This window comes from Pedobacter sp. KBS0701 (genome assembly GCF_005938645.2).
In the GTDB taxonomy this organism is placed as follows: Bacteria; Bacteroidota; Bacteroidia; order Sphingobacteriales; family Sphingobacteriaceae; genus Pedobacter.
On the sequence record NZ_CP042171.1, the window covers coordinates 1575557 to 1594344 of the forward strand.

The 18788-nt window shown below is 40.5% G+C and carries 10 protein-coding genes; 9 read left to right on the top strand and 1 reads right to left on the bottom strand.

Annotation, left to right across the window (positions count from 1 at the left end; translation table 11 throughout):
* Positions 1–14: 14 nt before the first annotated feature.
* The 9 genes from FFJ24_RS06215 to FFJ24_RS06255 all read left to right on the top strand — a co-directional run bounded on the left by FFJ24_RS06215 (position 15) and on the right by FFJ24_RS06255 (position 17772).
* Entirely contained in the window at positions 15–3197 is a 3183-nt protein-coding gene (locus FFJ24_RS06215; RefSeq protein WP_138823547.1) for a TonB-dependent receptor, read from the top strand.
* A 67-nt stretch (positions 3198–3264) separates the two neighbouring features.
* A complete protein-coding gene (locus tag FFJ24_RS06220) occupies positions 3265–4674 on the top strand; it encodes a RagB/SusD family nutrient uptake outer membrane protein (RefSeq protein WP_138823548.1) in 1410 nt (469 codons plus the stop codon).
* 27 nt (positions 4675–4701) lie between these two features.
* Positions 4702–5601, top strand: coding sequence for a glycerophosphodiester phosphodiesterase family protein (locus FFJ24_RS06225; protein WP_138823550.1), 900 nt, complete (start codon positions 4702–4704; stop codon positions 5599–5601).
* Between the two features lie 458 nt (positions 5602–6059).
* On the top strand, positions 6060–7694 hold the full coding sequence (gene abc-f, locus FFJ24_RS06230; protein WP_138823552.1) for a ribosomal protection-like ABC-F family protein: 1635 nt from the start codon (positions 6060–6062) through the stop codon (positions 7692–7694).
* A 639-nt stretch (positions 7695–8333) separates the two neighbouring features.
* On the top strand, positions 8334–9251 hold the full coding sequence (locus FFJ24_RS06235; RefSeq protein WP_246862755.1) for a formylglycine-generating enzyme family protein: 918 nt from the start codon (positions 8334–8336) through the stop codon (positions 9249–9251).
* 161 nt (positions 9252–9412) lie between these two features.
* A complete protein-coding gene (locus tag FFJ24_RS06240; protein WP_138823556.1) occupies positions 9413–12526 on the top strand; it encodes a TonB-dependent receptor in 3114 nt (1037 codons plus the stop codon).
* Between the two features lie 27 nt (positions 12527–12553).
* Positions 12554–14074, top strand: coding sequence for a RagB/SusD family nutrient uptake outer membrane protein (locus FFJ24_RS06245; protein WP_138823558.1), 1521 nt, complete (start codon positions 12554–12556; stop codon positions 14072–14074).
* Positions 14075–14118: 44 nt separating this feature from the next.
* Entirely contained in the window at positions 14119–16434 is a 2316-nt protein-coding gene (locus tag FFJ24_RS06250; RefSeq protein ID WP_138823560.1) for an arylsulfatase, read from the top strand.
* Between the two features lie 72 nt (positions 16435–16506).
* Entirely contained in the window at positions 16507–17772 is a 1266-nt protein-coding gene (locus FFJ24_RS06255) for a PA domain-containing protein (RefSeq protein WP_138823562.1), read from the top strand.
* A gap of 304 nt (positions 17773–18076) precedes the next feature.
* Here the strand turns inward: FFJ24_RS06255 and FFJ24_RS06260 are convergent, their stop codons facing one another.
* The gene (locus FFJ24_RS06260; protein WP_138823564.1) at positions 18077–18667 is read right to left on the bottom strand and encodes a GIN domain-containing protein; all 591 of its coding nucleotides are present in this window, start codon (positions 18665–18667) and stop codon (positions 18077–18079) included.
* Positions 18668–18788: the final 121 nt, after the last annotated feature.

Consider the following 18788-nt stretch of genomic DNA (forward strand, 5'->3'; position numbering starts at 1 on the left):
TTTTTAATCATATCATGCAAACAAACAAACTTAAAAAGACAATCAGAAAATTCAAATGTTTTGCCGCATTTGCGCTACTGACCATGATTACCCATGCTGTTTATGCACAGCAGAATACTTCCGTTAAAGGAACCGTAGTTGATGAAAAAGGTGCTACGCTTCCCGGGGTATCGGTAATGATGATGGATCAGACAACTAAAAAACAAGAAAGTACCGTTACCGATTTAAAAGGAATATTTGTTTTTAACAATGTTAAAATAGGAAACAGGTACGATTTTTCTTTTAATTATGTCGGTTACGAAAAGAAGACATCACCGGCCTTTCTAATCAATCCAGGTATCAATAACTCTATCCTCATCCGAATGGAAACCAGTTCTTCAGGATTGAACGATGTGGTGGTGGTAGGTTATGGCAGCCAGCGTAAAACCAGGATTACCGGAGCAATTTCGCAGGTAAAATCAGAGGAATTGAATAAATATGCTGGCAGTAACTTCGCCCAGCAACTCGCCGGTAAAGCAGCTGGTGTGGTGATTAATGATGCTTCGGCGCAGCCAGGTACTGATCCACAGATCGTAATACGCGGCATCGGTACGCTTACGGCAGGCGTAAGTCCTTTGGTCGTGGTAGATGGTTTTCCGCTCTCTGAAGGAAGTTCGCTCAATACAGTGAATCCACAGGATATAGAAACAATTGATATTTTAAAGGATCCGGCATCAGCAGCCATTTATGGTTCAAGGGCTGCCAATGGGGTGATCCTGATTACCACTAAAAATGGCCGTTCAGATAAGAACACCGTTTCTTTCGACTTTTATACCGGTGCGCAGGTGCGTGCAGATAAAGTTGATCTTGTAGACGGCTATCAGTTCGCCCAGCTGAATACGGAAGCACGGGATTGGGGCTATGTGTCGAGAAACCCAACAAACAGAAGTATTACCGATGATTATGCCACCAGGGTTTCGAAAGGTGCGAATAAAAGAGATTTAAGGTTAAACTACATTCAGCCCTATTTAAATTACCAGCCAGGTTTAACCAATACCGATTGGCTGGATGAGATTTTTCGAACGGCCCCCATCAGCAGTTATAATGTTGCGGTTTCAGGCGGAAATGATAGATCTAAATATTATTTCTCGGGCAATTATTTTGATCAGGACGGGATCGTGATAGAAACCGGACTGAAACGTTACAGCATGTCGTTTAAGTTTGATTCTAAACTCTCTAAATCATTTGATATGGGTTTGAGCATTAACCCAAGTTACAACCGTCAGAAATTTTTCCAGAATGATGCGAGCAGGAGCAGCGATGCCATTGGTGCCGCACTGATCATGTATCCTTTTTTCCCTTCCAGAAACAACGATGGCGCTTTGGCCATAAGCCAGCAGATTACAGCGAATACACCGGAAGATGGTGCCCTTGGTGAAAATCCTGTTGCAATAATGGAAAAAACGAAATACAATAAAAACCTGTTCCGCACCTTTGGTAATGCCTACCTTAATTTTAAACCAATTACGGGGCTTACCTTTAAATCACTTTTAGGTGGAGATTACAGTAATAGTTTTATCGACTTTTTTACCCCATCTGATGTGGGCGAATACCGTACCGCAGCACCAAAACCAGCCCGGACGAGCGAAACAAATGGCTCAGTGATCAATTACCTTTGGGAGAACACCCTTACTTTTGAGAAGACCTTTGGAAAACACGATATCAATGTGCTGGCTGGAACCACTTTTCAGAAAGAATCTGGTAACAGTACGCTGGTTTCAGGTACCGGAATTCCTGATAATAATATTGACAACATCGCCGGTGCATCTTCATTTTCTGTGGTTCCGCAAAGGTACATCTGGACACAGCTTTCTTACCTGGCCAGATTACAGTATGCTTATGGAAACAAATACCTGTTTTCGGCAGCCATCAGGAGAGATGGATCTTCAAGGTTTGGTCAGGATGCCAAATGGGGTAATTTTCCATCGTTAACCGGTGGATGGATCGTAAGCAGGGAAGATTTTTTTCCAAAGGTAAACTGGATTGATTTATTAAAGTTTAGGGCTACTTACGGCAAGGCCGGAAATAATCAGATTGGTAACTATAGCTCTTATGCCCTTGCAAATCCGCTAAGTTATGTAAGCGGATCAACACTTCTTCCAGGCTTTGCTGCAGTTAATCCGGCAAACAGTACACTATCCTGGGAAACTAAAACCTCTTATAATTTTGGAATGGACTTAGGGCTTTTCAAGGTCTTGAACCTTTCTGCCAATTATTATTCGATGGTAACTTCAGATCTTTTATTGCAGGTTCCCGTGCCCTCGCAATCGGGTTACGATAGCGCATTGCAAAATGTAGGCAGGGCCAGCAATAAAGGCCTGGAACTCGAACTCGCTGGTACAAATATTAAACTTGGTCCCTTAAACTGGAATTTTGGTGCTAATATTGCCACCAATAAAAATAAGGTATTGGAGCTGGGGCCGGGACAGAACCAGATTGTTACTGGTACCAATAGCGCATTCAGAACCAAAGTGGGTGGCCCAATTGCCGAGCTTTATGGTTATAATGTAACCGGTGTGTACAAAAACCAAATTCAGATAGACAACAGTCCGCACGTTGCCGGAACCCTGCTGGGCGATTATATTGTGCAGGATGTAAACAGCGATGGAAAAATAACGCCCGATGACCGGATGGGTTTTGGTACCTATGCACCAAAAATTACTTATGGTTTCAACAGTAGTCTGGCTTATAAAAGCTTTGAACTGAATTTCTCCATCAACGGAATATGGGGAAGGAAAATTTATGATAATGGATTAGTCAATATGGAATCCGGAGAAGGTTTCTCGATGGCCGATACTTATTATTACGAGAACAGATACCATCCTGTTAACAACCCTAATGGTTTTTTGGCGCAACCCAATACCAATTACTCGGCCAACAGGCTAAATACCAATGCCTCGAATATTTTCTTCCAAAAGGCTGATTATATCCGTTTGCGTAATGTTCAGCTTACTTATAACCTGTCTTCAAAATTATTGTCTCAACTAAAAGTATCCAGGGCAAGTGTATATGTAACCGGAAATAACCTGCTCACCGTAACTAATTTTCGGGGATTTAATCCTGATGCCACCAGCGATAACGTATTGACCTCAGGCTATTCTAATTCCAACTATCCCGTGGCCAGGTCTTTTGTAGCAGGTTTCAATTTAACCTTTTAATGTAAAGCAACATATTAATTATATGAAACCCTCATCAAGCTTGCCGCTTAAAAACCATAATATACCGATGAAAAAAATAATCAATAAAATACTTGTTACAGGAGGAATTTTCTGTCTTTTAGGGCTAACTTCCTGTACTAAAGAACTTGATCAAAAGCCTATTACCTCTAAATCACTCACTAATTTTCTCACTACAGAAACAGAAGTTGAAGAGTATGTGAACGCGGTTTACGGTACCTTACAATTAAACGGCTTATATGGCCTTTACCTGCCGGCCATCGGAGAAATTCCATCAGATAATACATTCGATGAGGTGCCTGCGAACGACAGCGGGATGTATGGCCAGCTCGATCAGTTTACCACCGTTGCCTCCAATGGCATGCTTTCAGATTTATGGAAGAATTCCTATCAGGGCATTCAGCGTGCCAATACCGTGCTGAACAGGATTGATGGTATCCCTTATGCCAGCGCTGCCGTAAAACAGGCAAGAAAAGGAGAGATGCACTTTATTCGTGCCCTGCTTTACTTTAATATGGTTAGGATATTTGGCGACGTACCGTTAGTGACCAAAGAAACCACTAATCCCAACGAATTTTTTGGGCAGGGACGGACAAATAAAGGTCTGGTATATGCACAGATCATTTCAGACCTGACCAATGCCATACAAGAATTGCCTGCAAGTACCACTACACCGGGAAAAGCTACTAAAACAGCTGCTCAATCTTTAATCGGGAAAGTCTATCTGACTTTGGGTAAATTTGCAGAGAGTAAAGCTGTACTTGCTGATGTAGTTGCCTCCGGGAAGCATACGTTACTCGCCGAACCTGCAGATATTTTTTCGTTGAGCAACAAAAACAACAATGAAGTTATTTTTGCCGTGCAGTTTGCATCTGGCATAAACGGAAATAGTGAAGGCAGTTCAGCTTACCAGCAGTTCAGCCCATCGGGTACCATCAGTGGCGCAAAAGGCCATAACTTACCAACCAAAAGTTTCTACCAGTTGTACAGTGCTTCAGATAAACGCAAAACAGCTTATGTTGGTCTAACCAGTACCGGAACTCCTTTCTCTACTAAACTGAAGGCTTCAGCAACAACGCCGGTAGACGGAGGCAGTAATTTTGTGGTATTGCGTTATGCAGATGTATTTTTAATGCTGGCTGAAGATGAAAATGAGTTGGGAAATTGGGAGGTGGCAAAGACATATCTTAATATGATCAGAAAGAGAGCGGGTCTGACAGATGCCTCACAGGAAGGTGTAGTCGAGGTAAGGGCTGCTATTGCCCTGGAGAGAAGATTGGAACTGATAGGGGAAGGCCATCGTTGGTTTGATCTGCTTAGAACAGGTACTGCCATTTCGGTAATGAACGCCTGGTTTGCTTCGCAAAATATAACCACCAGAATTACAGACCGCGATCTGCTGCAACCTATTCCGCAAGACCAGATTGATACAGATCCTGCAATTAAACAAAATCCATAAGTACCATCCAATTTAAATAAAAACGAAATGAAAAAAATTATTCTGCACTTAGTTATAACATTTATTGCTTTTAGCGGGTTTGCACAATCAGTACCAGAAGCTAGCTTAAAAGAAGTACTTAACCCTAAAAGCCAAAGGGTATTGGTTACTGCCCATCGTGGCGACTGGCGCAATACGCCTGAAAATTCAATTCAGGCCCTTAAAAACTGTATTGCTATGGGAGTAGACATTATGGAACTGGATCTGAAGAAAACAAAGGATGGACATCTGGTGATCATGCACGATCAAACCATTGATAGAACCACAACAGGAAAAGGTAACGTGTCTGATTATACCCTGGCTGAAATAAAAACATTTTTCCTACGCTCAGGTTCAGGGCATCCAACCAAACACCATCTGCCAACCTTTATCGAAATACTGGCCATTGCGAAAGATAAGATCATTATTGACGTAGATAAGGGATATGATTATTACCCGCAGGTAATTAAGGAACTGCGCGAACAGGGAATGATCGGCCAGGCCATCGTGAATGTAAAAGGAAGTACACCATTACCCCAGATAGAACAGGAGGTAGGTAAAATTGAGGAAGACATTACCATTATGCCAATAGTGGATATGAAAAGAGCTGATGCTTCAGAAATTATTGCCAGTTATAAACCCCATCAAAAAACCATTATCCAGGCCAACTTCAGTACCGATACCTTACCGGTTTTAAAAAATATGGACAGCCTGAGAGCAAATTACGGTTTATGGATCAATAGTTTATGGCCAGAACAGAACGGTGGTCATGATGATGACCTGGCAGTTGAAGAAAACAAAAAGGATGAAAGCTGGGGCTGGTTGATTAGCCGTAAAGCAAACCTGATTCAGACGGACCGGCCAAAAGAACTTATTGAATATTTAAGAGCGAAAAAACTTCATCATTAGTTTTTCTGGCTGGATTTTGATTAAGTATAGCTAAGTGTTGTATAGAGGCTGTATTATAAAGACTCCAATAGAATGGTCGTCATCTCGACCGGAGCAACGCGAAGTGGAGAGATCTATTTAGTTAGATTTCTCGACTGCGTTGCACTCCGCTCGAAATGACGGTAACACGAGGGAATTTTTACATGAAGATTAATTACTGTCTTTTATATTGGTTTTTATAAAATAAACTATCCTTCAAGATGACAACTCAATATTTATGATACAGCTTCTTGTTTAATATAGTTCAGTTCGAAATCAATGTTTTTGCAGAGACCAATTTAATGCCACTTTTTTTGCGAACAGACTATAGATTGGATTTATTTGATGAGATGGAGTAGATAGTTTTAGGTTTTTCCAGACTGGTTATTAAATTTAACCGCTTTCCTTTATCTTTGCCGCTAATTTAATATTCCCTTTTTGTGATCAATGTAAATAATATCTCCGTTTCATTTGGCGGAACTACCCTTTTTAGCGACGTAACCTTTTCGATAAACGAGAACGATAAAATCGCCCTTATGGGTAAAAATGGTGCAGGCAAGTCGACCATACTCAAAATAATTGCTGATGTAGCTAAACCTACTTCCGGTAGTGTAACAGGTCCGAAAGAAGCTGTGATAGCGTATTTGCCACAACATTTGCTTACTCAAGATCAGGTTACTGTTTTTGAGGAAACCATGAAAGCCTTTGCAGAGGTAAACCAAATGCAAAAAGAGCTTGATGAACTGAACGAGCAGCTTACTATCCGTACCGATTACGAAAGTGATGATTATATGAAGCTTATCGAGCGCGTATCAGAACTGAGTGAGAAATTTTATTCGATTGAAGAAACCAATTATGATGCAGAAGTAGAGAAGGTATTAAAAGGATTGGGTTTTGAGCGTAAAGACTTTAGCCGTCAAACTTCTGAGTTTTCAGGTGGGTGGCGTATGCGCATTGAGTTAGCCAAAATTTTATTAAAGAAACCTGATCTGATTTTACTGGATGAGCCTACCAACCACATGGATATCGAAAGTATTCAATGGCTGGAAGATTTCCTGATCAATTCAGCAAAAGCGGTAATGGTAATCTCACACGACCGTACCTTTGTAGATAATATTACCAATCGCACCATTGAGGTAACCATGGGCAGGATATATGATTATAAAGCTAAATATACCCATTATCTTCAACTGCGTGCTGATCGCCGTATACACCAGTTAAAGGCTTATGAAGAACAACAGCGTTTTATTGCCGATAACCAGGAGTTTATTGATCGTTTTAGGGGAACTTATTCTAAAACCTTACAGGTGCAATCGCGCGTAAAAATGCTCGAGAAGCTCGAAGTAATCGAAATTGATGAAGTAGATACCTCGGCATTAAGATTGAAGTTTCCGCCATCGCCGCGTTCAGGTCAGTATCCGGTAATGGTAGAAGAACTTACCAAAACTTACGGCGATCATGTTGTTTTTGAAAAAGCATCTATGGTGATCGAACGGGGAGAAAAAGTAGCTTTCGTTGGTAAAAATGGCGAAGGTAAATCGACTATGATTAAAGCCATCATGGGGGAGATAGATTTTGAAGGCGGTTTAAAAGTAGGGCATAATGCTAAAATTGGCTATTTTGCGCAAAACCAGGCCGCTTTACTTGATGAGAACTTCACCGTATTTGAAACCATTGATCAAATTCCGTTAAGCGACGGCTCAATAAAAATCAAAGACCTTTTAGGTGCCTTTATGTTCAGTGGCGATGATACCACTAAAAAGGTTAAAGTACTTTCTGGTGGCGAGAAAACGCGTTTAGCTATGATTAAGCTGTTATTAGAGCCTGTAAATGTATTAATCCTGGATGAGCCAACCAACCATTTGGACATGAAAACCAAAGACATTATTAAAGATGCCTTGAAAGATTTTGATGGTACATTAATTTTGGTATCGCATGACAGGGATTTCTTAGATGGATTGGTACAAAAAGTATTCGAATTCGGCAATAAACGTGTTCGCGAACACTTTGAAGATATAAAAGGATTCTTAGCCTATAAAAAAATGAATAGCCTGAAGGAAATTGAGCAGAGTTAACACGCTTTAAATACTAAATTTTTCAAAGCAGTTCTGAAAAGAACTGCTTTTTTGTTAGGAGTAAATGAGTTAAACGAATAATTTACTTTACAGTATTGGCAATTCTATATTTTTTAATGCCATTCTTTTTGCAAAATCGATAACGCATCAGGCTGATAATTTAATATTTATAATAAATCTACTATATCCATAGATAATATAGATATATTTATATATTTGCAGTGTAAATGTTACACATAACGATATGAACCATCTTTACATTAACAATTCTACATTACCTAAAGTTAAATTAAACATCGTTTTAAGCTTTGCTGAAATTTGTTGTGAGATAGATTCAGATTGTTGTATGTGCCGGTAACAACTTAGCGCTCGCCATAAATATTATTTAATATATCCTTATTATCCCTTTTTATGAATATCCTTTTCAGAAAACTGGTAATCAGCTTTTTGGTTATTTTTCTGACATGCTTTTTTTTGAACTTTAAGCAGGCAGATCCCATTGTTAAATCTTATCCGGTAGCTTATTCTGTTTTATCTTGCTGTTCATCTAAGCTTCCAAATCGGTATGGGATAAAATTTACAGCATCAAATCCATCCAAAGAAAATTTTCCCCGCATTCGGGAAAAGGCTATCGCTGGAATGATATGGATAAACGGCGGAAGCTATTTAATGGGCGGGGATGATAAGCAGGCGCAGGCCGATGAATATCCAAAGCACCGGGTAAGTGTTAAAGGTTTTTATATTGATGTGACCGAAGTAACCAATGCCCAGTTTAGAAAATTCGTCAATGCAACACATTATAAAACTACTGCTGAGCGAACTCCCGATTGGGAGGTGATCAAAAAACAGCTTCCCCCCAACACCCCTAAACCTGACCCTAGTTTACTCGCAAAAGCTTCGCTGGTTTTTAAACCGAGTGTTAATAAGATCGATTTAAATGACTATTCTCAATGGTGGGTATGGACCAAAAATGCGGATTGGAAACATCCTCATGGACCAGAGAGCGATATTAAAAATAAAGATAATTATCCTGTAGTTCACATCTCTTTCGAAGATGCATTAGCTTATTGTAAATGGGCCGGAAAGCGTTTACCAACCGAAGCGGAGTGGGAGTGGGCAGCGAGGGGTGGGCTCGAAAATAAAATCTATCCCTGGGGTAATGAAGCCCTCAACATAGGTAAAGCGAAGGCAAACACCTGGGAAGGAGAATTTCCTAATCAAAACGCGAAGAAAGATGGCTACTATTATGCTGCACCGGTAAAATCTTATCAGCCCAATAACTATGGGCTGTACGATATGGCAGGTAATGTATGGGAATGGTGTTCAGATTATTACGATAGCAGATATTATGCAAGTGCCAAAGTTTTCGATAACCCCAAAGGTCCGGCTAAATCTTTTGATCCTGATGATACTTTTGCCATAAAAAGATCGATCAGGGGCGGATCCTTTTTATGTAATGCCAGCTACTGCTCCGGATATCGGGTTGCACGGAGAATGAAAACATCAGAAGACAGTAGTCTGGAACACCTTGGCTTCAGATGTGTAAAAGATAAATAACCAGATTCTTAACTATAAACCAAAAACAAATGAAAATGAACTGCAGAAAATAAAAAAGGGAAAAATTTTCATTTCTCCCTCCAAACTAAATAAATCTTCGAACCAGGTTCTCAATTGGCGTTGGCCCTGATTCAAATGGTAACTTAATTCTAAACAAAATTATGCAAAATTTCTATGAAGTACGTGCCCGGCGCACGCTTACTTCAAAATTTCTTACACAATACTTTAGGAAGCTATTCTCTGTTTCCTTCATCGGAAGAAAAAAAATAACCTTCAGCTTCCTGATTTTATCGTTGCTGCTTGTACTTTCAAAAACTGGACATGCGCAAACCACCCCGCTTATTAATTCAACCTTAACCGGAACGGTTAGGGATGCCAGAACGGGTGAAACTTTACCAGGCGTAAATGTGGGCATAAATGGTACTACCCATACGGCACTAACAGATAATAACGGTATTTTCCGTTTCGTAACCGGACAAAAGTTTCCGTATACGCTTACCATTAGTTTTGTTGGCTATAAAACATTGCAGGTAGTAGCCAACGGCTCGCCCCTTGAAGTAAAACTTGATGAACAGGTAAATACACTGAACAATGTAGTGGTAGTAGGTTATGGAACGCAGAAAAAAAGCGATTTTACAGGCGCTCTTTCTTCTGTTCCCACTGAACTGAAAGGCGTTCCGGTAGCCTCGCCAGACCGGCTTATCCAGGGTGCAATTTCTGGTGCCCAGGTTACCCAATCCAGCGGACAGCCTGGCGGTGGGGTTTCGATCCGGGTACGTGGCGGAACATCTATAAACGCAGGGAACGAACCCCTTTATGTAATTGATGGTTTCCCGGTTTACAATGGCGATGCATCAGTTGACGCAGGTATAACCAACGGACCGGCTATCAATCCGCTTTCTGCAATTAATCCAGCCGATATCGAATCGATAGATGTACTTAAGGATGCTTCTGCAACTGCAATCTACGGCTCTCGCGGTGCAAATGGTGTAATTCTGATTACCACTAAAAGAGGAAGCAAAAATAGTTTTTCCATTAACTATAGCGGTTATTATGGTACACAAAAAGTGAGTAAGAAAATAGGTTTATTGAATGCCAGGGAATGGGGGATGCTAAAAAACGACGCCCTTACCGATGCCGGTAAAGCACCCTTTTATACACAGGCGCAGTTAGACCAGCTTGGAGAAGGAACCGATTGGCAGGGTGAGGCTTTCAGAACAGCGCCCGTGCAGAATCACAGCCTTTCAATTTCGTCGGGTAATGAAAAAACACGTTTATTACTTTCTGGAAATTACTTCAAACAAGAAGGGGTAATTTTAAATACAGGTTTTGACCGGTATTCGGCAAAGCTAAATGTTGATCATGAAGTAAACGCTAAATTCAAATTGGGGGCTTATCTGAACGGAAGTGTAACCCATGCTGATGTTGCGCCAAGTGGGATTGTGGCCAATATTCTTTCTATGGTACCCGTTGTTCCGGTAAAAGATGCTAATGGAAATTTTACGGCCAACAGTAGTTTTGGGGCAACGGTTGCAAATCCGGTAGCCACATTAAGCTTGCAAACCAACGAAACAAAAACCACCAGGTTCTTGGCCAACAGTTTTGGAGAATACACCATTATCGATGGACTAACAGCCAGGGTTTCACTAGGCGCAGATATCATCAATAACAAACAGAACAGATATCTGCCATCTACACTTTACGAAAGTCTGCCGGGTGGAAATGCATCAATAGGCGTTTTATCTACATTAAACTGGCTAAATGAAAATACGATTAACTACAAAAAAACAGTTAATGGAAAACACAGCTTCGATATACTTTTAGGTAATACACAACAGAAATCGGTTACCGAAGTTTTTACCGCCGGTGCTTCAAATTTTGTTAGCGATGCATTTAAATACAATAATCTGGCTTCCGGAACTGTACTGGTAACTCCAACATCATTAAAAACAGAGTGGTCACTGCAATCTTTCCTTGCCCGTATCAATTATGCTTACGATAATAAATACCTTTTAACCTTAACGGCCCGCGCAGATGGATCATCAAGGTTCGGTATCAATAATAAATGGGGAACTTTCCCTTCGGCAGCAATTGCCTGGAATGCCTCAAATGAGGAGTTTCTTCAGGGTATAAAAGCCATCAGTTCGTTGAAATTCCGTTTTAGTGCGGGTGTAACCGGTAACCAGGAGATCGATCCATACCGATCACTTTCGCGCTTGTCAAGTTATCAATATACTTTTGCCAATACCCTGGTTAATGGTTTGGCTATTGCCAGTTTTGCAAACCCTGATCTAACATGGGAAAAAACAGCCCAATATGACTTTGGTATCGACCTGGAACTGTTTTCGGGCAGAATCCAGTTAACAACTGATGTGTATTACAAAAGAACTTCAGATTTATTGCTTGAAGTTCCGGTGCCTTATTCTTCAAGTTTGACCAGCGCATTTCAAAATTTAGGTGTGGTAAGAAACAAAGGGGTAGAGTTAGGGCTGAAAACCATAAACTTCCAGGGCGATTTTAACTGGACAACCAACCTGATATTTTCTGCCAACAGAAATAAAATTATTACGCTTGGTGGCGCGCCTTATTTCTTTGTTACAGATCCGGCCAGTCCCACCACTTTACCAACCCAGATTATTAAAGTTGGTGAATCGGTTGGTGCATTTTACATGTATGAAACTGATGGTGTAAATCCTGCTACGGGTTTACAAAAGTACAAAGACCTAAATGGTGATGGTGCGATAACGCAAGATGCCGACCGTAAGATTGTGGGTAGTTCACAACCAAAATTTTTGGCAAGCATTACCAATACTTTTAGGTACAAAAATTTCGATCTGTCGGTTTTCCTTAATGCCTCTTATGGGAACAAAATCTTCAACTGGACGCGCGCCAACCTGGAGTTAGGAACTGGTTATACCGGTGCTGTAGCAACATTGCTCGACCGCTGGACACCAACCAACCGGAATACTGATGTGCACAAAGCCATAGAAAACCCGGCAGTAACTATTTCTGACCGTTTTGTGGAGGATGGCTCTTTCCTCAGACTGAAAAATGTCTCTATTGGTTATAGCATTCCGGGCCGCTTACTCTCCAAATTTAAATTAAGTGCAATAAGGGTTTATGTTTCAGGTTCGAACCTTTACACGTGGACGAAGTATACAGGTTACGATCCGGAGGTAAGTACAAATGGGCAGAACTCGATAAGCACTGGGATGGATAGGGCAGCTTATCCGAATGCAAAATCAATTCAGGGTGGCATTAGCCTTACGCTTTAATTTTTTCAAAATCTAATTTTTATTACGATGAAAATAAAATATTTACTGCTGGCAATTGCTGTTGCCAGTCTTTCAGCCTGCGTAAAACTGGATGAAAACCCAAAATCATTCATCTCGCCAGAGCAATTTTACAAAACAGCTGGAGATGCCATTTCTGCTGTTAACGCCATATATTATCCAATGGTTGACAATAGCACAGGCGCACAGCCGATATATAACCGGTTGTTTTATACAGGATTGGATTTCCTGACGGATGATCTGGATGCTGGTCCGGGTTCTCCAAATGCAGAAGTAAGGGCACTGGCCAAGTTAACCCATGCCTCTACAAATTTGCGTATTCAACAAATCTGGACAGAACATTACGAGGGCATTAATAAAGCGAATATTGCCCTGGAAAGAATCCCCGCTATAGAAATGGATGGCAAGCTTAAAAACCGCTTACTTGGTGAGGCTAAATTTTTGAGGGCCTTTTATTATTTCAATTTAGTCAGGCTTTATGGCGATGTTCCATTGCTGTTAAAAGACCAGACACAGTTGAGCATTGCTGAACTGCAGGTGCCACGAACACCGAAAGAACAGGTTTATCTGCAGATTATCAATGATCTGGAAACCGCTGCCTCTTTGTTCAAAGCGGGCTCAAGTGGCGAAGCAGGTCGCGCTACCGAGGGTGCAGCGGTTGCCTTGTTATCCAAAGTGTATTTAACCAGAAGAGATTGGGCCAATGCGGTAAAATATGCTGAAGCTGTAATTACAGGTACTTATGGATATGCATTATTTGATGATTATGCGCAGGTTTTTTTACCGGCCTATAAAAATGGAAAAGAACACATTTTTTCCGCACAGATAAAAGGAAGTACGATCAGTACCGGTCACTTAATTACCTCAAGTGATATCCGCTCCGGTGTTCCCGGATTAAAAGGATCCTATGGAAATCAGTTGGCTTTTTATACCGTTGGAAGCGATAATTTTTTCAGCTTGTACAAACTTTATTCAAGTAAGGATAAAAGAAAGCGTGTATCATTTGTTACCTATTATACCAGTCCGGCAGACGGCAAAAAGTATGCAACGATCAATGCACCTGGCGATTCTGTTCCTTTTATCAATAAAAACTGGGATCCTAATTATGCCAGCACCGGAAACTCTGATGCCAATATGAACATCTTGCGTTTTGCGGAAGTGATTTTGATAGACGCCGAAGCTGAAAATGAACTCAACGGGCCAACAGGCAAAGCTTACACTTCAATCAATAAAATCAGGAAGAGAGCCTGTTTGGCCGATTTAACAACAGGATTAACCAAAGATCAGTTCAGGGATTCGGTTTATCTGGATCGTCGCCTGGAACTGGTAGGAGAGTGCCACAGGTATTTCGACCTGATCCGCCAGACGGGAACCGAAGTTACAGGAGTTGGTCCTGAAGGGAAAGGGATTTTACTTAAGAACCTGAAACTCGTTGGAAAAACGAATGTAGCAGCGCGACATTATTTATACGCCATCCCACAAGGTGAAATTGATAGAAACCCAAAACTTACCCAAAACCCAGGCTGGTAAGAAACAAATTTTTAGAAAACCATAAACTTTAAATGATACGTATTATGAAAAGGATACATTATAAGATTGCGGGAGCAGCTATTTTAATATCATCAATATTTCAAGCAGCATCTGCACAAACATCAAACCCATTAACATCCGATCAGGGTTTTAAAGGCAAAATTGGCAGAACAGCAGCCGAATCTCAGGAATATTTTCCCGAAAAGAAAAAAGCGCCAGCGGGTGCGCCAAATGTAATTGTATTTTTAATTGATGACGCCGGTTATGGTACATCGAGTGCTTTTGGAGGTTTAATGCAAACGCCGGTGTTAGATAGTTTGGCCAATAATGGGTTACGTTATACCAATTTCCACTCTACAGGGGTTTGTTCTCCAACACGTGCTGCACTGCTCACTGGCCGTAACCACCATTCGGTACACATGGGTACCTTAAATTACAGCTCGAGTGGTTTCCCTGGTTATGACGCAATTATGCCAGCCGATAAGGGAACAATTGCCGAAGTACTGCACGAAAATAACTATAGCACTTTCGCTGTAGGTAAATATCATGTTGCGCCGATTAATGAAATTACAGCAATTGGCCCGTATGATAGATGGGCTGTTGGCCGGGGATTCGATCACTTTTATGGATTTCAACTGGGGCATACCGATCAGTATCATCCAAATCTTTACGAAGACACTAAAGTTGTTGATCCGGAACCTAATGGGAAACACCTGACCACTTTACTTGCTGATAAAGCAATCAACTATATTTCAAATCAAAAATCCATTGCAAATGATAAACCTTTCTTCCTCTATTTTGCAACCGGTGCTATTCATTCTCCGCATCAGGTAGATAAAAAATGGAGCGATTTGTATAAAGGCAAATTTGATAAAGGTTGGGATTGGTATAGAGAAGAAGTTTTTACCCGTCAGAAAAAACTGGGTGTAATACCCGCCAATGCTGTACTGCCCGATCGCGATCCTACGGTTAAAGCCTGGAATAGCTTATCGCCAGAGCAAAAGAAAGTATATGCCCGTTTTATGGAAATTTATGCAGGTTTCTTAACGCATGCGGATTACGAGTTTGGCCGCATTGTTAACTATGTAAAAGAAATCGGACAGGCAGATAACACGGTGATCCTGGTAAGCATTGGTGATAACGGATCAAGTCACAGCCCGGAGCATGGTAGCTTAAACGGTTATATCAGCTCACTGGATGAAGATAAACAAGTTGCAGAGTTATATAAAAACATTGATAAATTAGGTACAGAACATTCTTTTGAAGATGCACCTTCAGGCTGGACACAGGCAACCAATACACCGTTCAGGTTATGGAAAGCAGACCCCAACAGTGAGGGAGGTACACATCAGCCGCTTATTGTGTATTATCCGAATGGTCAGCTTAAAAAAGGTGATATCCGCGGTCAATACGGGCATGTAATTGATATTGCACCAACCATATATGAGTTAACGGGGGCAAAGGTTCCTGAAGTTATTAAAGGAAGTGTACAGAAACCGATTGAAGGAACGAGTTTGGTTTATTCGTTTAAAGACGCTAATGCAGAAAACAGGCACAAAATTCAATACTATGAGTTATTTGGAAAGCGGGCTATTGTGAAAGACGGCTGGAAAGCTTCTGTCTTTCATAAATCCGGAAGTGATTTTAATAAAGATGTATGGGAACTTTATAACCTGAATGAAGATTTTAACGAACGGATTAACTTAGCTGCAAAATACCCTGAAAAAGTAAAAGACTTACAGGCACTTTTTGAGCAGGAGGCCATTAAGTATAATGTATTTCCATTAAATGACAATGCCCTCGGCCACAGCGTCGGCGGGCGAGCCCGCAGCCCGTTTGGTCTTGATAAAAAGGTGGTGCTTTACCCAGGCATTGAGCAGTTTTTAACCCTTAGCGGACCACAGTTCCAGAACGATGCATTTTCTATTACTGCAGATGTTGATATCAAATCGGCAGGAGCGCAAGGGGTTTTATTTGCTACCGGTTCTGAATTTGAAGGCTTAAGTTTATTTATCAAAGATGGAAAATTTGTAGTGGCACATAACACAGGTAGCATTGTTAAGTATCTGGAATCGAATATTCCGGTTTCGCTGGGCAGATCAAAACTGAAGTTCGAATTTAATTTCACTGCGCCGGCTCACGAAAGTAAAGATAAAAATGGACCTGCAGGCACTGAGGCTATTTATATCAATGATAAAAAAGTAGGTGAGCGTAATATTGTTGCTGCAGAAGGTAGAATTGCAATATATAAAGATGGGATAGATGTAGGTGCAGACAGAAATTCGCCTGTAACCGATCGTTACAAAGCACCCTTTAACTTTACCGGAAAGTTAAACAACATCACTATTGAATATAAATAAGATGATAAACAGCAGGCTGCCATCTTTTGGCAGCCTTTTTTGTTTTACAGCAATTTCTCAAATCGAAAAAAAATGAAAATAATACTCAGAATTTTTATGCTCGCTGTTTTGGCAAAAAACACATGGGCTCAGGATAAAGCCGGTAATCCTATTTTTAATGGAAATAAATTGTTTGCCGATGTGAAGCAATACGTTGATTTTGGGATTCATAGAACTGCGACAGATGGCGACAACAAAACATCAGCATGGCTAAAAAATAAACTGGATAAATTAGGGTATAAAACCGAGTACCTTTATTTTCCGGTGAAGCAGTATTTCTTGGAAAGTGCTTCAATAAAAGTAAGAGATAAAGTGTTAAATGTGTTTCCGCTTTGGCCTGTTGCTCAGGCCAATGTTTCTTTAAATGCTGTTTTAGTTGATGCAGATAAGAACAAACAGTCTGTTTCGGGAAAAATTGCCATCATCAGATTGAAAAAAGAAGACCGTCAATACATTGACCGTTTAGAAAAACTCGATCGGTTTAATGATTTGATTGCCCGGAATGCCAGCGCTATAATTTTGATTGTGGATAATGATGCAGGCCAAATAGCAGCTTTAAATACCCAACCAGGTGCATCATGGAAAATCCCTGTGGTTCAGATTGCGCCAAAAGATAGCGCGCAGTTAATCAGCGGTACCACAGCCTCCCTTCAGATTAAAGGCAGTTTAAAAGACGTACAAGCACGTAATGTAATTGCCAAAATTGGATCTGGCAAAAAAGAAGTAATTGTTTCTACTCCAATTAGCGGCTGGTTTACCTGTGGTGGAGAACGTGGACCTGGAATTGCAACTTTTAATGCCATTGCCGAATGGGTAAGCATTACCAAACCACCGTATACCTTTGTTTTTATCGCAAATTCATCACACGAACTGGAAGATCATAGGGGAACCCATGTATTTATTGATGAAAGGGCACCAAAGCCAGAAAATGTTAGGTTGTGGGTGCATTTAGGTGCAAGTTTTGCCATAAATGCTTATCAAAAAACAACAGACGGAATAAAAAAACTTGATGCTGCTGATCCTAAAAGAAGAGTTTATTATAGCTCAAATATGGAGAATACAATCCATAAATCCTTTGATAACAAATCGATTACTCAGCTGAAGGATGTTGCATTAGGAGAGCTTAGTGTAGCCAAAAAATACGGGTACGCTTCTTATTTCGGTTTTGTTGGCCCCGATTTTAATCCTTATTTCCACACACCAGTTGATGACGAGACCGCTACATCGCCAAAAATATTAGAAGAAACTGCTTTACTGATCAGGAATGCAATTGAATTAGAATTGGCGAATCACTTGTAATGAAATTAAATTGGGTTGCGTTATATGGTTAAATTAGCTTAGTGCATTAAAGTTGAAAAAAAGATCGATTAACACGCTCTATAATTTTACACTTAAGCACTTGCAATGCTGGATAATATGTCGTGCAGAACTTGTTTACAAGTAGACGTGGTTCGCATCTTTTATTGAAGAAAGGCCCTGAAATAAATTACCTTCGGTGAACTCGCTAAGGCTCGGTTCAGGATGACGACAGCCAAATACAAATTGATTGAGGGAAAAGAATCATTTAAGGATCTTTTCCCTTTTGATTTACTATTGTTATAAGCTAAGGAACAAGCGCAGCAATTTCTTCCCCGGTTCCCACCTGAATAATGTCTGTTTGGGTGGCCCCAAAATGATCAATAGTCAAATTTGGTGCTTTGCTCATAACCAGCGTATGGCGATTGGTATTGCCTTTGAGTTTTAATGTGCTTTTGTCGAGAATTTCCGTATACAAGCCCTCGCTACTGGTATCAATATCGGCAAAGGCATTCCCTTTAAGAATGATCTGGAGAAATTTAGTAGTAAGTTTTGCTTCTGTTTTCACTACAGCATTTTCATCGGCCTCAATGCGATAGATATCGTTTACATAAATAATAAGTTTACACTTTTCTGTATTGGGGCTGGTAATGCGCAGGGTCTCTCCCTGTTGCGTAACTTTCGCACTACCCGCGTTATCATCTGCATAAGATACTCCAACAGTTGGTCGCTGAACCAACATCACTTCTACATTGCCCTTTATCACAATCCTTCTAAAGTTTTGAATTTTATAAAGTAATGTTCTGCTTTTTTCTGCAGCCTTTACATTTGGAAGGGTAACCATTAAGGTTATTACGGCATATACCATAGTGATTAGCGTTTTAATTGAGGTTTTCATGTTGTGTTTATTAAATATTAAATTTTTTATGTTAGGGTGGTCTGCTAATGTGAATCAGTTTACACCAATATTATTCAGTTGCATAGTTAACCAAGCTGGTGCCAAAATGTAAATGTGCCTT

Coding starts and splice junctions, on each gene's coding strand:
- FFJ24_RS06215 (WP_138823547.1), top strand. CDS start 15: ATGCAAACAAACAAACTTAAAAAGACAATCAGAAAATTCAAATGTTTT.
- FFJ24_RS06220 (WP_138823548.1), top strand. CDS start 3,265: ATGAAAAAAATAATCAATAAAATACTTGTTACAGGAGGAATTTTCTGT.
- FFJ24_RS06225 (WP_138823550.1), top strand. CDS start 4,702: ATGAAAAAAATTATTCTGCACTTAGTTATAACATTTATTGCTTTTAGC.
- FFJ24_RS06235 (WP_246862755.1), top strand. CDS start 8,334: ATGATATGGATAAACGGCGGAAGCTATTTAATGGGCGGGGATGATAAG.
- FFJ24_RS06240 (WP_138823556.1), top strand. CDS start 9,413: ATGCAAAATTTCTATGAAGTACGTGCCCGGCGCACGCTTACTTCAAAA.
- FFJ24_RS06245 (WP_138823558.1), top strand. CDS start 12,554: ATGAAAATAAAATATTTACTGCTGGCAATTGCTGTTGCCAGTCTTTCA.
- FFJ24_RS06250 (WP_138823560.1), top strand. CDS start 14,119: ATGAAAAGGATACATTATAAGATTGCGGGAGCAGCTATTTTAATATCA.
- FFJ24_RS06255 (WP_138823562.1), top strand. CDS start 16,507: ATGAAAATAATACTCAGAATTTTTATGCTCGCTGTTTTGGCAAAAAAC.
- FFJ24_RS06260 (WP_138823564.1), bottom strand. CDS start 18,667: ATGAAAACCTCAATTAAAACGCTAATCACTATGGTATATGCCGTAATA.